This is a genomic window from uncultured Algibacter sp. (assembly GCF_947487605.1).
GTDB lineage: Bacteria > Bacteroidota > Bacteroidia > Flavobacteriales > Flavobacteriaceae > Algibacter_D.
In genome coordinates this window covers 224,299-238,751 of the sequence record NZ_CANKXK010000005.1, presented here as the reverse complement: position 1 = coordinate 238,751, position 14,453 = coordinate 224,299, and the positions used below count along the sequence as shown (strand labels likewise).

Annotated in this window: 14 protein-coding genes; 4 read left to right on the top strand and 10 right to left on the bottom strand. The window is 31.8% G+C overall.

Going from position 1 to position 14,453, the window contains the following annotated elements:
- Positions 1-5: 5 nt before the first annotated feature.
- From Q0739_RS07855 to Q0739_RS07840, 4 genes are all read right to left on the bottom strand, one after another.
- Positions 6-1,388: an exonuclease domain-containing protein gene (locus Q0739_RS07855; RefSeq protein WP_298238164.1), complete on the bottom strand. Its 1,383-nt coding sequence runs from the start codon at positions 1,386-1,388 to the stop codon at positions 6-8.
- An 80-nt stretch (positions 1,389-1,468) separates the two neighbouring features.
- Positions 1,469-2,137 carry a YggS family pyridoxal phosphate-dependent enzyme gene (locus tag Q0739_RS07850; RefSeq protein WP_298238163.1) on the bottom strand — a complete coding sequence of 223 codons (669 nt, stop codon included), beginning with the start codon at positions 2,135-2,137 and terminating at the stop codon, positions 1,469-1,471.
- Between the two features lie 95 nt (positions 2,138-2,232).
- Positions 2,233-3,123, bottom strand: a complete 891-nt coding sequence (locus tag Q0739_RS07845) for a 3-hydroxybutyryl-CoA dehydrogenase (RefSeq protein ID WP_298238162.1) — start codon at positions 3,121-3,123, stop codon at positions 2,233-2,235.
- 115 nt (positions 3,124-3,238) lie between these two features.
- Positions 3,239-4,198: a Gfo/Idh/MocA family oxidoreductase gene (locus tag Q0739_RS07840; protein WP_298238161.1), complete on the bottom strand. Its 960-nt coding sequence runs from the start codon at positions 4,196-4,198 to the stop codon at positions 3,239-3,241.
- Positions 4,199-4,355: 157 nt separating this feature from the next.
- Here Q0739_RS07840 and Q0739_RS07835 point away from each other — a divergent pair, with 157 nt between their 5' ends.
- Positions 4,356-4,997: a protein-L-isoaspartate(D-aspartate) O-methyltransferase gene (locus tag Q0739_RS07835; protein ID WP_298238160.1), complete on the top strand. Its 642-nt coding sequence runs from the start codon at positions 4,356-4,358 to the stop codon at positions 4,995-4,997.
- Between the two features lie 27 nt (positions 4,998-5,024).
- On the opposite strand, the gene Q0739_RS07830 is transcribed toward Q0739_RS07835, so the two are convergent.
- The 4 genes from Q0739_RS07830 to smpB all read right to left on the bottom strand — a co-directional run bounded on the left by Q0739_RS07830 (position 5,025) and on the right by smpB (position 8,533).
- A complete protein-coding gene (locus Q0739_RS07830; RefSeq protein WP_298238159.1) occupies positions 5,025-5,561 on the bottom strand; it encodes a pyridoxamine 5'-phosphate oxidase family protein in 537 nt (178 codons plus the stop codon).
- A 3-nt stretch (positions 5,562-5,564) separates the two neighbouring features.
- Positions 5,565-7,439 carry a Xaa-Pro dipeptidyl-peptidase gene (locus Q0739_RS07825; protein ID WP_298238158.1) on the bottom strand — a complete coding sequence of 625 codons (1,875 nt, stop codon included), beginning with the start codon at positions 7,437-7,439 and terminating at the stop codon, positions 5,565-5,567.
- Positions 7,440-7,464: 25 nt separating this feature from the next.
- Positions 7,465-8,010, bottom strand: coding sequence for a hypothetical protein (locus tag Q0739_RS07820; protein WP_298238157.1), 546 nt, complete (start codon positions 8,008-8,010; stop codon positions 7,465-7,467).
- Positions 8,011-8,074: 64 nt separating this feature from the next.
- Positions 8,075-8,533 (bottom strand): SsrA-binding protein SmpB, encoded by a 459-nt coding sequence (gene smpB, locus Q0739_RS07815; RefSeq protein WP_298238156.1) that lies wholly within the window; start codon positions 8,531-8,533, stop codon positions 8,075-8,077.
- A 146-nt stretch (positions 8,534-8,679) separates the two neighbouring features.
- Between smpB and lpdA the strand changes: the two genes are divergently transcribed.
- Positions 8,680-10,080 (top strand): dihydrolipoyl dehydrogenase, encoded by a 1,401-nt coding sequence (lpdA, locus tag Q0739_RS07810; RefSeq protein ID WP_298238155.1) that lies wholly within the window; start codon positions 8,680-8,682, stop codon positions 10,078-10,080.
- A gap of 290 nt (positions 10,081-10,370) precedes the next feature.
- Here the strand turns inward: lpdA and Q0739_RS07805 are convergent, their stop codons facing one another.
- Positions 10,371-11,465, bottom strand: coding sequence for an adenylate/guanylate cyclase domain-containing protein (locus Q0739_RS07805; RefSeq protein WP_298238154.1), 1,095 nt, complete (start codon positions 11,463-11,465; stop codon positions 10,371-10,373).
- 215 nt (positions 11,466-11,680) lie between these two features.
- On the opposite strand from Q0739_RS07805, the gene Q0739_RS07800 reads away from it, so the two are divergent.
- Positions 11,681-12,052 carry a hypothetical protein gene (locus Q0739_RS07800; RefSeq protein ID WP_298238153.1) on the top strand — a complete coding sequence of 124 codons (372 nt, stop codon included), beginning with the start codon at positions 11,681-11,683 and terminating at the stop codon, positions 12,050-12,052.
- 292 nt (positions 12,053-12,344) lie between these two features.
- Positions 12,345-12,539 (top strand): T9SS type A sorting domain-containing protein, encoded by a 195-nt coding sequence (locus Q0739_RS07795; RefSeq protein WP_298238218.1) that lies wholly within the window; start codon positions 12,345-12,347, stop codon positions 12,537-12,539.
- Positions 12,540-12,583: 44 nt separating this feature from the next.
- Here the strand turns inward: Q0739_RS07795 and Q0739_RS07790 are convergent, their stop codons facing one another.
- Positions 12,584-14,293 (bottom strand): hypothetical protein, encoded by a 1,710-nt coding sequence (locus tag Q0739_RS07790; RefSeq protein ID WP_298238152.1) that lies wholly within the window; start codon positions 14,291-14,293, stop codon positions 12,584-12,586.
- Between the last annotated feature and the right edge of the window lie 160 nt (positions 14,294-14,453).

Here is a 14,453-nt window from a genome sequence, read left to right as displayed (position 1 = left end):
AAAGATTAGGTATTTGTTGAATTGGTATTTAATTCTACTATTTTAAACCCTTTTTTTCGTCTTAAGTAACTCTGAATAATATGTTGCGTATCTCTATTATTATCCATTGGAGTAATAATAGATTCTAAAACTTCTATATTATTTATTTGATAATTTAAGTTGAAAAAACCTAAGCCTTTAAAAAGCCCGTTTTCAATTAAGATGGCACTTTTTTCATCTACCTCTCGACCTTTATCAATAATAACCATGTTTTTATTTTTATAGCTGTTTTTCTCTATAAGAGCATAAACCCTTTGGTTATAATTTTCGGGTAATTCCTCTTGAATACAGGCTCCTTCGCAAGTTTTAATGTCATAATTAAAACAACTAGTTTTAGTTTTGTAAACACCTGTTAATTTTTGGCAAAGTTTAAAATCATCAATAGATTTTTCAATAAAACTCTTTCCGCTTTGTCGGTTACTAAAGGTGGTAATCGGATTTTTTCTATAATCGGCTACATCAATTTTTAGATTGATGTAATTGTTTTCGTCTGTAAAACTATATAAAGCATGTGTAAAAGTAGTACGCCTTAATGCTCGATTGAATATAGGTTTGTTTCGTTTTATTTCTTCACTTTCTTTAAGAAGAGCAACAAGTTCGCTACCAGTAGCTTCATAAGTAACTGTGCCTACCAACACTTGAATTTTTTTCGACTTTGGGTTTGTTCCTGTAAAGTGTTGATTGATGCGCTTCTTTATGTTTTTGCTTTTACCAATATAAATTATTTCACCATCCGATTTATGTATATAATAAACTCCCGTTATTGCTGGTAGTTTTGCAATAATATCTATGTGTCGTGGTTCTAATTGATGCTTTGGATTTAATCTAATAGATTGCTGAATAATACTTTTAGTTGTGTCTTTGTCTATTAACATTTTAAACAACTTAACAGTAGCTAAAGCATCTCCAGAAGCCCGATGTCTATCTGTTACAGGAATGCCTAGAGAACGTACTAATTTACCTAAACTATAAGATGGTTGTCCTGGAATTAAATCTTTTGCTAGCTCGACTGTACAAAGCGATTTGCGTTCGTAATCAAACCCCAACCGCCTAAATTCTGTGCATAATATTCTATAATCAAATTGAGCATTATGTGCCACTAAAATACATTCTGTTGTAATTTCAACTATGCGTTTTGCTACCTCATAAAACTTAGGAGCATTACGAAGCATATTACTGTTTATACCTGTTAGGTTAACTACGAATGGTTGAATTTCACGCTCTGGATTTATTAAGCTAATAAATTGGTCTACTACTTCATGACCATCATACTTATATATTGCTATTTCAGTAATGCCTTCTTCGTTATATTTGCCTCCAGTAGTTTCTATGTCTAGTATTGCGTACAAAAAGTGTTTATGCGTTTATTTGTTTTTGTTATATTGTATTATCATTGAAGAATTTTTAAGAAAGCGGTATCTGTAATTTTCTAATTATAATTTCTGCTACCAAATATACTGCTTCCTACACGAACCATATTACTACCAAATTCTATAGCTAATAAATAATCGCTACTCATGCCCATAGAAATAATCTCTAATGTACAGTTTTTAGATTGCGTAGCTTTTAAATCATCGAAAGTGCTTTTTAAAAACTGAAATTCTCTTTCTATTTGTGATTTGTTATTAGTAAATGTTGCCATTCCCATAACACCAGTTACTTTAATGTTTTTTAATTCTGAAAGACTATTAGATTGAATAATTTCTAATGCATCACTTGAAGACATACCAAATTTTGAATCTTCTGAAGCTATTTTTATTTGAAGTAAGCAATCAATAATTCTATCATGCTTTTTCGCTTGCTTATCAATTTCTTTTAATAGTTTTATATTATCTACACCATGGATTAAATTAACAAAAGAAGCCATATATTTTACTTTATTCCGTTGTACATGACCTATCATATGCCATTCAATATCTTTAGGCATAACTTCATGTTTTTCAACCATTTCTTGAATTTTATTCTCTCCAAAACTACGCTGACCAGCATTGTAAGCTTCCATTAGATCACTCACTGGTTTTGTTTTTGAAACCGCTACTAATGTAACGTGTTCTGGTAATTGGGATTTTATATGTTGAATATTTTGTTGAATGCTCATTTATTATTGTTTGTTGTTAAGTTGTTAGTTGTTTATTCTAAACTGCTTAACAACTAACAAAATACATTTTTATAGTTAATTGTAACTACGACTATTTAATTTAAAAACTGTTTAGCCACTTTCTCAGCCTTTCTGCTTTCGGAATAATCGTAAAAACCTTCGCCAGATTTAACACCAAGTTTACCAGCTCTAACCATATTAATTAATAAAGGGCAGGGCGCATATTTTGGGTTTTTGAATCCTTCATACATGACATTTAGAATTGACAAGCAAACATCCAGACCAATAAAATCTGCCAGTTGTAGCGGTCCCATTGGGTGCGCCATTCCTAATTTCATAACAGTGTCGATTTCTTCTACTCCAGCTACGCCGTTATATAGTGTTTCAATAGATTCATTAAGCATTGGCATTAATATTCGATTTGCCACAAAACCAGGATAATCATTTACTTCTACAGGGACTTTACCTAAAGTTTTAGAGAGTTCCATAATGGTATTTGTAACGTCGTTACTTGTATTATAGCCCCTTATAATTTCAACCAATTTCATAATGGGCACTGGATTCATAAAATGCATCCCAACCACCTTGTCTGGTCTAGAAGTTACTGCTGCTATTTGCGTAATGGAAATAGAGGAGGTGTTGGTAGCTAGAATAGTGTTTTTATTACAAATGTTATCTAATTCTTTAAAAATTTTTAGTTTTAAATCTATGTTTTCTGTGGCGGCTTCAACTACTAAATCAACATTTTTAACACCACTATCAATAGTAATGTGAGTGGTAATTTTTGCTAAAGTTTCTGTTTTATCTGTTTCAGAAATCTTTTCTTTAGCAATCATTCTGTCTAAATTCTTAGTAATAGTTGCTATGCCTTTTTCTAAAGAAGCTTCGCTAATATCTATAAGATTAACTTTAAAACCACTTTGAGCAAAAGAATGAGCAATACCATTTCCCATGGTGCCAGCTCCTATGACTGCTATATTTTTCATTAGAACTTATTTTTATAATTCATTTATAGAAAGAAGATTTTCTTTTTTGCCACGAATACACGAATATTTTTCAAGAACCTCTTTGTCTTCGGTTAACAGTATCCTGTCTTTTTTATCAAAAACTATTTATTATTTGAGTAGCAACACGAAGTGCTTCTGTACCATCATGAAGCGTAACAATAGGTGTTGTGTTATTATTTATAGCATCAGCAAAAGTTTCTAATTCATCTAAAATTGAATTATTATCAGGAATAGGAGGGTTGTCAAAATAAATTTGTTTTTTTACACCTTCAGCATTTTGTAAAATCATATCAAAATCACCTGGGTTTTCAGGAGCATCCTTCATTTTAACTACTTCACATTTTTTAGTTAAAAAGTCCACCGAGATATAAGCATCCTTTTGAAAGAAACGGGCTTTACGCATTTTTTTAAGCGAAATTCTACTAGCTGTTAAGTTTGCTACACATCCGTTTTCAAATTCTAATCTAGCATTGGCTATATCTGGAGTATCACTAATTACCGAAACACCACTTGCTGAAACATTTTTTACTTTTGATTTAACCACACTTAAGATGATATCAATATCATGAATCATTAAATCTAAAACCACAGGGACATCGGTACCTCTAGGGTTAAATTCTGCTAAACGATGGGTTTCAATAAACATAGGTGAGTTTATTTCATCTTTTACAGCTATATAGGCAGGATTAAAACGCTCTACATGACCAACTTGACCTCGTAAATTATGTTCTGCTAAAAGTTCTCTAATATGTTCTGCTTCTTCAACCGTATTTGTAATTGGCTTTTCAATAAAAATATGTTTGCCTTTTGCAATGGCTTGTTTAGCGCAGTTATAATGAGATAATGTAGGCGTTACAATATCAACCATGTCTACGGCATCAATTAACGCGTCAATAGAATTGAAAAATTTGTATCCAAATTCAGCTTCAACTTTTTTACCGTTAGTTTCATCGGCATCAAAAAAACCAACAAGGTTATATTTTTCAGATTGATTAAGTAGTCTTAAATGAATTTTCCCTAGGTGGCCAGCACCAAGTACACCAGCTTTTAGCATAATATCACGTTTTCAACAAAAATAACATATTTAAAGGACGATTTTGTTTATTTCAAGCTAATTTTTTGTGGTTTAATTGTGGAAAAATAAATTTTAAATAATTGGTTTCTTACTTAAAATGTTTCCCTAATTTTAACCAGCTAAACACCAATAAAAATTGAACGATACTTTTAAGCATAAAGGATTAAGGCAAAAGCTAGTTAAAGTTTTAATAAACAAAGGAATAACTAATAAAGCTGTATTAAAAGCTATAGGTCATATACCCCGACATTTGTTTATGGACTCTAGTTTTTTAGACCATGCTTATCAAGATAAAGCGTTTCCTATTGCTGCAGACCAGACCATTTCGCAACCTTATACTGTTGCATTTCAAACAGAATTACTTCAAATAAAAACTGGAGATAAAATACTTGAAATAGGTACTGGTAGTGGTTACCAAACGGCAGTTTTATGTGAATTAGGCGCAATAGTATATAGTATTGAACGCCAAAATGAGTTGTTTAAAAAAACAAGTAAATTTCTTCCAAAATTAGGGTATCGTGCAAAGAAGTTTGTTTTTGGTGATGGCTACATTGGTCTGGAAGAAGAAGCACCTTTTGATGGTATTATTGTAACTGCAGGTGCCCCTTTTGTTCCTAAACCTTTATTGAGTCAATTAAAAATAGGAGGGAGATTAGTGATTCCAGTTGGTGATGATGTCCAAATGATGACTTTATTTATTAGAAAAGGACCAAAAGAATTTGAACAGCATGAATATGGTGAATTTAGGTTTGTGCCTTTGTTGGAGGATAAAAATTAAATTTGTTAGTTTTTAATAACCAATCTATTAAAGCCCAGTATCGAACCCATCGATACTTTTAGAGTTTTTTTCTTTGCGATAATTCTGTAAACGTTCTTCTCCTTGTTTTTCAGCCCAAGAATTTAATTGTTGTCGTTCTTCTTTAAAATTCATAAAAGGAACAGCGTATCCGCATGAGGTTTGTAAAGAATCAACATGCATTTCTACAATTTGTCGAGTACCTGCAATTTCAGGAAACAAATGGATATATTCTTGAAATTTAGCATCTCTATCATGATAGATTTTTGCGTTTCCGTAGAGCCTAAGAATAAGTGGTTTTCCTTCAAAAGAACAAAACATGATAGTCATTCGGTCATTTTTTAATAAATGAGCCGCTGTTTCATTACCGCTTCCTGTTAAGTTTAACCATATAACTTTATTAGAATCGATAACTCTAAAAGTATCTAATCCTTTAGGTGATAAATTGATTCTTCCTTCGGCAGCAGCTGTAGCAACAAAGAAAATTTGTTGCGCTTCAATAAAGGTTTTTAATGCTGTACTTATCTCTGGAAGAAATTTGCTCATATTTTAAAGCTTTAGTCCACCAACAACAGGTAATGTTAAGCTTGTCCCATCCAAATCAATGGTTAACTCAGTCCCTGGTTCTGGATGTAAAGTATATTCTTTATCACTTGAAAAAATCATCAAACCAATTTGTTGTCCCGCTTCAATAATCTGGTCATCTGGTTGTAAATCAAAAGTAACATCGTAAAATTTACCTGGTTTTAAAGGTTTACTTTCTGTTAACGATTTATAATTTTGTGGGTCTGCCCAACCGCGTGTGATGATATTATCAGTAGTTTTTGTTTTTCTACCATTATTCCATGGAAGTGAAACTAGCCAAACTGATAAATTTGCTGCAGGTTTATTACTTGCTAGTTTTACAGTAATTTTTGCTACGCCAGATATATGAACATCTTTTTTAAGCTTAGGCGTTACATATAATAAGCGGTGATTTGTAATTTCTGCTCGTGCTAAGGCTTCACCAGAAAACGAGTAATTATCAATTATTGTTTCTTTGCCTTGTTTTGATGTCTTTGTAGTAGTTAAACCGCCAGTTTCTGGTGTGCCAGAAGTTAGGTATAATGTTACAAACTCTGCATCAGGATTTGGATAATCTTTATATCCTGTTGGAGATTCCATTTTGTCTTCTTCTCGAACAATCCAAGCTTTGTTTTCTTCATTTTCTATTCCGTTTTTTACACCATGCAAATAATGTGTAAACCATTTGTTCATCATGCTCACAGGTGGTGGTCCACCATGGCCGTATTGATGGTAATAAATCGCAGTTTCTAAGCCCATTTCTTTAGCTTTTTTGTAAATACGGTAACTGTGTTCTGGCATCACATTCCAATCGTTAAACCCATGAGACATTAACATCGCTGCCTTCATAGGTGCCATATCGTTTAAATAATCCCGACCTGCCCAAAACTTGTTATAATCGCCAGTAATTCTATCCATTCCATTTTTCATCTCAGAATCTCTAACCATGGCATTACTATAAGCTCTTTTGTTTTTAAAAGCTTTAGGTATATCAGAATCATTTACTTTTTTTGAATTGCCAATAATAAGAGGTTCTTCTCCACCGCTATGTATGTAATCATATAAAACATCAATATCTTCACCTAAATAACCACCAGGAGAACGTACTAATCCGTTTGAACGGTAGTAATGATAGTATGATGTGTTTGGGGCAATAGGAATAATAACTTCTAAACCTTCAACACCAGTTGTTGCAGCTGCAAGAGGAATTGTACCGTTGTATGAGGTACCTGTCATACCTACTTTTCCAGTACTCCAAAATGCTTTAACTTCCTCATTTCCATAAGGTTCAGTATAAGCTTTTGCTCTACCGCATAACCAATCGATAACAGCTTTAGGCGCTAAAGATTCGTTATCGCCTCCAACAGTTGGAGACCCTTGTGATAAGCCTGTGCCAGGAGAAGATGAATGTACTACAATATAGCCACGAGGCACCCATTTTTGAATTTTTGAATTTGAAATAATTGGGCGTTTACCTAATCGGGTTACTTCTGGGTGCACGCGTTCTTTTGCCATTTCTCCTAATTCATGTTTTACATTCCAAAAAACACCAGCAACATTTGGAGCAACTCCAGCAAAATAGGGACTAGATTCATAAATTACGGGTAGCTTTAAACCTTCGGTATCAGTTTGATAAGGTCTGGTAACATCTACATGTACACGGTCTAGTTTTCCATCTCCATCTGTGTCAAATTCAGTTTCAACAAATAAGTCATGTCTAATCCATTTTTCTGGAGTATTAAAAGCTTCAACTATTTGTGCTTCTCCATCTTTAAAAATGGGTTTTGCTTTTGTTTGTGAGTAGCTATAAAGTGCTAGCAAGAATATGAAGGCAGATAATAATGAATGTTTATTGATCATATTGAAAAATGATTTTGTTTTAATTTTAGTCTGGTAAATACGCTTTAGGAATTGGGTTTTCATCGGTTTCTTGGGTCCAGTATATGTTGATGATCCACCAACGTTCTCCATCATTTAGAAGTTGAATACTGTTAATGCCACGCATAAATGGTTCGGTATCTTTTTTACTATAATAAGATTTATAGGTACTAAATACTTGTGTAATAGCACCAAAGTTATTGACACGTCTGCTAATTTCCTTTTCAAAAAAACCATTTTCGACTAACCATTTCCCTGAATTTTTTATATAATCGTCTGGAGACATGTAGCGGACTTGATAAACACCCGCATTATTTTTTCCAGAAGGAATTAACTTAGCGTCAGGTTTAAAGAGAAATTTAAACTGTTTCCAATTTCTTTTTTCGCCTTTTTCACCTGAAATAACCCCATATAAATTCTTTAATGTACTATCTAAAGTTAGTACAGCTGAAGAATCAATAGTAAATTCTACAACTTCCTCATCAGTATTATTTTGTCCATTTAAATTTGTAGCAAGGGAGCTTACAAATAAAAGAATTAATAGTTTCTTCATCTTATTATATAAAAATTGAAAAATAGAAATTAAAACAGATTATAAGCGTTAACAGACTCTTAATTTATTTGAAATTTTTTTTGATTCTATCAAGGTCACGCTTATTATCTCTGTCTTTTATGGTTTCACGTTTGTCGTAAAGCTTTTTACCTTTTGCTAAGGCTATATCTAATTTGGCATAACCTTTATCATTAATAAATAAACGTAAAGGGATAATGGTAAGTCCAGTATTTTGAACCTCTTTATTCAGTTTTTTAAGTTCTTTTTTATTTAAAAGTAACTTCCTAGTTGCTTTGGGTTTATGGTTGTAGTAATTGCCAAAAGCATATTCTTGAATAGTCATATTCACTACAAATAATTCGCCATTTTCACTAAACTCACAAAAACTTTCGGCAATAGAAGCTTTACTACTTCTAATGGATTTTATCTCTGTACCAGTCAATACAATACCAGCAGTATACCTATCTAAAATTTCATATAGAAAGCGTGCTTTTTTATTTTGGATGTTAATGGTTTTTTGCATGGAGGACAAAACTACATAAATTTATGAATTTAATATTTTTATTCTAAAAGAATTGCGCTGTATTAAGACCCTTTTTTTATTGCCTTAAGGTAAAACATTCGTATTTTTGTTCTTCAATTTTTTACAAATAATATCAATTATATTTTATGAATTCATACGATGTAGCCGTTATTGGCTCAGGTCCTGGAGGATATGTTGCAGCTATACGTTGTGCACAATTAGGCATGAAAACCGCCATTGTTGAAAAATATTCAACACTTGGAGGAACGTGTTTAAATGTAGGCTGTATTCCAAGTAAAGCACTTTTAGATTCGTCTCACCATTATGACGATGCTGTTAAGCATTTTGAAGAGCATGGTATTGAAATACCAGGTGAAGTAAAAGTGAATTTAGAAAAAATGATTGCTAGAAAACAAGCAGTTGTTGACCAAACTACAGGCGGTATCGATTTTTTGATGAAGAAGAATAACATTGATGTTTACCAAGGTTTAGGAAGCTTTAAGGATGCAACTCATATTACAATTTCTGGTGAAGAAACTACCGAGATTGAAGCTAAAAACACCATTATAGCTACAGGTAGTAAGCCATCTAATTTGCCATTTATTGAATTGGATAAAGAGCGCATCATCACATCTACTGAAGCATTAAAACTTAAAGAAATTCCAAAACACCTAATTGTTATTGGTGGTGGTGTTATTGGTTTAGAATTAGGGCAAGTTTACCGTCGTTTAGGTGCTGAAGTTACTGTTGTTGAGTTTATGGATAGAATCATCCCAACTATGGATGCTGGTTTATCTAAAGAATTGAATAAGGTTTTCAAAAAAGCCAAATTCAAAATGCAAGTATCTCACAAAGTGAAATCTGTTACCCGTGTTGGTGATGAGGTTATTGTTAAAGCAGATAACAAAAAAGGCGAAGAAGTAGAATTTAAAGGCGATTATTGTTTAGTATCTGTTGGTCGTAAACCTTATACAGATGGTTTAAATACTGAAGCTGCAGGTGTAAAACTGGATGATAGAGGTCGAGTAGAAGTAAATGGGCATTTACAAACGTCGGCTTCAAATATTTATGCTATTGGCGATGTGGTAAAAGGTGCTATGTTAGCTCATAAAGCTGAAGAAGAAGGTGTTTTTGTTGCAGAAACTATTGCTGGACAAAAACCACATATTGATTATAATTTAATACCTGGAGTGGTTTATACATGGCCAGAAGTAGCAGCAGTTGGTAAAACAGAAGAAGAATTAAAAGAAGCTGGTGTGGAATATAAAGTGGGTTCTTTCCCAATGCGAGCTTTAGGAAGAAGTAGAGCAAGTATGGATTTGGATGGCTTTGTTAAAATCTTAGCGGATAAAACAACCGATGAAATTTTAGGCGTACACATGATTGGAGCTCGTGCTGCAGATATGATTGCTGAAGCTGTTGTAGCTATGGAATATCGCGCTTCTGCGGAAGATATATCTAGAATGTCACATGCCCATCCTACATTTACTGAAGCTATTAAAGAAGCAGCTTTAGCGGCTACTGAAGATAGGGCTTTACATATTTAAGTTCTTTTCTTGAGAAATCAAGAATGAGTATAATATTAAGAGGTCGTCTGAAAAGGAATTTTTAGGCGATTTTTCTTTTTGATTATGTTTAGATTTTAGTTTTTTTTGAGTTAAAACTTTCAAATTTTGTTTGATGTTATCAAAAAAAGCTTCAAATAAATCTTTGGTTACAGACAGTGCTTTTGTAAATTCAAAAGAAGTATAAATGTAACCAACTGTAGTATGGGTTTTTATTTCAAAACATAATAAAAAGATGAAACTATTAATGGAAAAGAGTTATCTGCAACAAATTAATGATAAGTCACATCATATAATTGAATAGCCTCTTTTTTGCCACGAAGTACTAATTTTTCAATTTTTAAAAAAGAGAAACTCTCAGATTCTTGTAACACATTTTTTAGTTTTTCAGAAATAAGTGTTCTTGATTCATGGTTATTACATTCTGCTTGTATTCGAGCCGTTGTGTTTAAAACATCTCCTATATAGAAAATATTTTTTTTAATAATTCCTATTTCGCCAGTAGTAACTTCACCAATATGAAAACCCGCCTTAAATTCTGGTACTAAACCAAATGTTTTAAGATAAGTGTCTTTTTTATTATTAAATATTTTAGAAATTTCATTAAAACATTGCAGACAATTATTATTTGAAAGCCCTTTGTTTTCATCCCAAGAAACAACAATTTCATCACCAACATATTGATAGACTTCGCCGTTAGTATCTAAAATTGCCTCAGTCATATCAGCATAATAGGTTTTGAGTAAATCAAAGTATTTTTTATGACCAATTTTTTCAGCAATAGAAGTTGAAGCCTTCATGTCTAAAAACATAAATATTCGAATTTCTTGTTTGGGTTTGTGGTACTTACCCATATAATTAGATATAATTCCATTACCTAGGTAAGCTTCTATTTCAGAATAAAAAAGGGATAGGTCTAAAATTAAGCCCGTATATATAACCATAACCCAAAATGAGAAGGTTTTAAAAAAGTTGAAGAGACTATTAATAACTAACGGGTCTGTAATAGAAGCATCATAATAAAGGGCATTATTGATTAAGGTAAGAATTATTATAAATGAAATAATTAGTAGAAGATAAAATATGCTTTTAAATAGTATTTTTTTCCAAAAGGGTATTCTTTCAAAATATTTTTTTAGCCATAAAGCTTCAATGCAACCAATAATTAATCCCATTAAAAAGCTGCCAATACTAACACTAATTAAAGAATTTAAAAAAGAGTATTTGTTTCCTGTTGAAGGATATTCAGGCAATCTTCCTATAAGCCCAAATTCTAAAAGCACATAAACAAAGCCAAACATGAGCCAGATAATCCCAAAAGCAATTATTTGTCTTATTTGTCGCTTATGTTTTGAGTGTAATATCATTTAGTAAATATAAATAAAACGTTGCTTAGAAATATTCTGTTATTTTCTAGTCATACAATTTGCTAAAACAAGTTTTTACTATTGCCGCTATCTTTATAAATTTTTTTGCGTTTTTCATTAGCTGCTTTTCTTTTTAATATAATTAATAATATTTTGTTAAGAATTTGTTAATTATATTTTGTAACTTGTTGTCAGCTAATAATTAACCAACCATTATGAAACCTTTCTTTTTTATAGCATGCACAATGCTTTGTGCTTTTTGCTATGGTCAAACAGTTAATATTCCTGATAAAAATTTTGAACGTATACTTGTGGAGTTGGGGATTGACACTGATAAAGAAGTAAACGGAGTTGTTTTAAGAAGTGATGTGCAAACGGTATCATTTCTAGATTTATATAATAAAAAAATTAAGAGTCTCAAAGGTATTGAAGCTTTTGTATCTCTTACTTATCTTGATTGCAGAAATAATTATTTATCGCATTTAGATCTTAGTAAAAACATTGCTTTGAATACTTTGTATTCCGATGTAAATAATACAGAGCATCATAGATATAATAATGATAATGAAAATTGGTTCGATTATTAAGTTTTAACATTTTTTTATTGTCTAACACGCTCGTTTTTATTAAATTAGATTTTCCTTAGAGTTTTTAATAGCACACCCCTTCTAATTTGAATTGTATTTATACAATTTGAGTATTGATGCTATTACCTATAAATGTTATGTTTTAAACATTAGCATTTATGAATATAGCTTTACTTTTCTCTATTCTATTTAATTATAAGATTAATAGTGATTTAATGTTATATCCTAATGTTTATTTTGTGCTTAAAATAAAAATTTAGTGTAAAAATAAATTTAAACATACCCCAATTCAATAAAGAACATCATGTACCTAAAATTAGATATTGATGCAAATTATGCAATCCTAACATTAGGAAAAGTAATTAGCAACGGTTATTTAATGGCAGGTGAAAACCAAATAAACGTAACTAATTTAACCAATGGTATATACTTTTTAAAGGTTAAATCTATTTTGGGTGATTTAACTAGAAAAGTATTGAAAAAATGATGTTTGGTTATATTTGGGGAAGCGAACCGAAAGGTTCGCTTTTTTTATAACTCAAAATCTGCGTGTTCCCAGCTTTCTTTAAAAAGAGCTTCATATTTTAAAGTATTCTGGTTGTCATTTAAAGCTTCATAGCCAGTTTTAATACCATGATATGCCCAGCCATTTTTTGGTAATCGTTCTAAATCTTCTAAATATGTTTCAATGGCTAATCTTTTTTGACCATTAAGCAACAATACATGTCCTAAATGATGTCTTATGGAGAAAAACCAATCTGGTGGTTCGTTGTAATTTAAAGCATCTTCCATTTTAACGGCTTCTTTAAGTAAAACAATACTGGCTTTATAATCTCTTTCGTAAGCTAAAATTTCAGCTTTTAAGACATTTTCGGCTATTTGAACTAGGGTATAAACAGAATTAATATCCCAAACTGTAACGTCTTTTAAACTTTCATCTTTGGATAATTCATTTAAAGCGGCTAATTCAATTTTAGCTTTATTCAAATCATGCTTTCCTAGGTATGCCATACCTTCGGCATAATGACGAATAGCTTTAGGATATTTTAAATCGTAGGTTTCAAGCTTCATTTCCAATATCTCATCCCATTTTTTAAATTTTACTGCAACATAGTATGGAATGGTATAATAATGTTGCAAGGTTCCCCAACCTGGTTCTTTCATAATTTCTGGATGGACATGCTCTGATACTTTTTTAGCACCTATCATTGCCCAATGGCTATTACCTTCTAAGGTGGCTGTTGCTGCCATGAAATGATAATTATGTGGGTAGTATGCTAATGGATAAGCTCCTTGTGCATGACAAGCTGTGACATAAGTGCTATCTGCTTCTATAGCTGCGATATTAGATAATGTGCCTTTATGATACTCTCCCGTTCTAATGTATGTATGAGATGGCATATGTAGTAAATGTCCCGAACCAGGAACTAAACCATCATCAAAGGCTTTTGCAGAAATGTTAGAGCGTTCTGGTGTATTTGAGGCTTCCACAGCATGAATATAAAAATGATGCGCTCCTGGATGATTAGGATTTTGTTCAATAAGCTTTTCTAGTAGTGCTACTATCTCTATGGTCCAGGGTTTTTCTGTTCCATCTTTTTCATTTAAATCCCAAGGATGCAAATTCATTAGAGATTCTGCATACAAAGCACTAATCTCAGTATCTTCAGGATATTTACTATATAAAGTTTTCAGTGCTTCAGAATATTTAGTGTCTAGCCCTAATCGATTTTCTGGAGGTTCAATAGCATAACGAAGGGACATAACATCTATAAATTCTTGCTCTTTTATTGATGCGTTAGTAGAGAGTTTTTTTGCTTTTTGAATGGCTTCATAAGCTCGCTCATAATTATCAGCTTCCATACCTGCATTATAATTTGGGCCTAAAACATAGGCATACCCAAAATATGCCATGGCACATTCAGGATCTAATTTAGTTGCATAATAGAATGACCTTGCAGCTTCGGCATGATTAAAGGCATATGCTAAAGCCATTCCTTGATTAAAATAGCGTTGTACTAAAGTATCTCTAGTTGTTATAGGGTAATTTATTACATCATAACCTTCAAAAAGAGGCGCAATATTATTCCCTTCATACCATGCTATATCTGTAACCTGAGGGACACAAGCATATTTTGAAGAAGCTTTAGTAGCTACAATTGACTCAACTGAGGTCTTTTGAGTTTTTTTACACGAAAAAAATATCAAAATTAATAATAGGGTATAAAGAATATTTTTCATTTTGTAAGTATTTGGTTTGTAGTTGTTTGTTGATTATAAATTTAATTCATTTTCAATAAATCAGAAAATCTTTACTAAATTCGTTAACCTTTAGAAATAATATGTGACTTTTTAAATAGACCTGTGTCTTAAAAATAACATCAACTAAATTAGCGCAAGC

Coding starts and splice junctions, on each gene's coding strand:
- Q0739_RS07850 (WP_298238163.1), bottom strand. CDS start 2,137: ATGAGCATTCAACAAAATATTCAACATATAAAATCCCAATTACCAGAA.
- Q0739_RS07845 (WP_298238162.1), bottom strand. CDS start 3,123: ATGAAAAATATAGCAGTCATAGGAGCTGGCACCATGGGAAATGGTATT.
- Q0739_RS07840 (WP_298238161.1), bottom strand. CDS start 4,198: ATGCTAAAAGCTGGTGTACTTGGTGCTGGCCACCTAGGGAAAATTCAT.
- Q0739_RS07830 (WP_298238159.1), bottom strand. CDS start 5,561: ATGAGCAAATTTCTTCCAGAGATAAGTACAGCATTAAAAACCTTTATT.
- Q0739_RS07825 (WP_298238158.1), bottom strand. CDS start 7,439: ATGATCAATAAACATTCATTATTATCTGCCTTCATATTCTTGCTAGCA.
- Q0739_RS07820 (WP_298238157.1), bottom strand. CDS start 8,010: ATGAAGAAACTATTAATTCTTTTATTTGTAAGCTCCCTTGCTACAAAT.
- smpB (WP_298238156.1), bottom strand. CDS start 8,533: ATGCAAAAAACCATTAACATCCAAAATAAAAAAGCACGCTTTCTATAT.
- lpdA (WP_298238155.1), top strand. CDS start 8,680: ATGAATTCATACGATGTAGCCGTTATTGGCTCAGGTCCTGGAGGATAT.
- Q0739_RS07805 (WP_298238154.1), bottom strand. CDS start 11,465: ATGATATTACACTCAAAACATAAGCGACAAATAAGACAAATAATTGCT.
- Q0739_RS07800 (WP_298238153.1), top strand. CDS start 11,681: ATGAAACCTTTCTTTTTTATAGCATGCACAATGCTTTGTGCTTTTTGC.
- Q0739_RS07790 (WP_298238152.1), bottom strand. CDS start 14,293: ATGAAAAATATTCTTTATACCCTATTATTAATTTTGATATTTTTTTCG.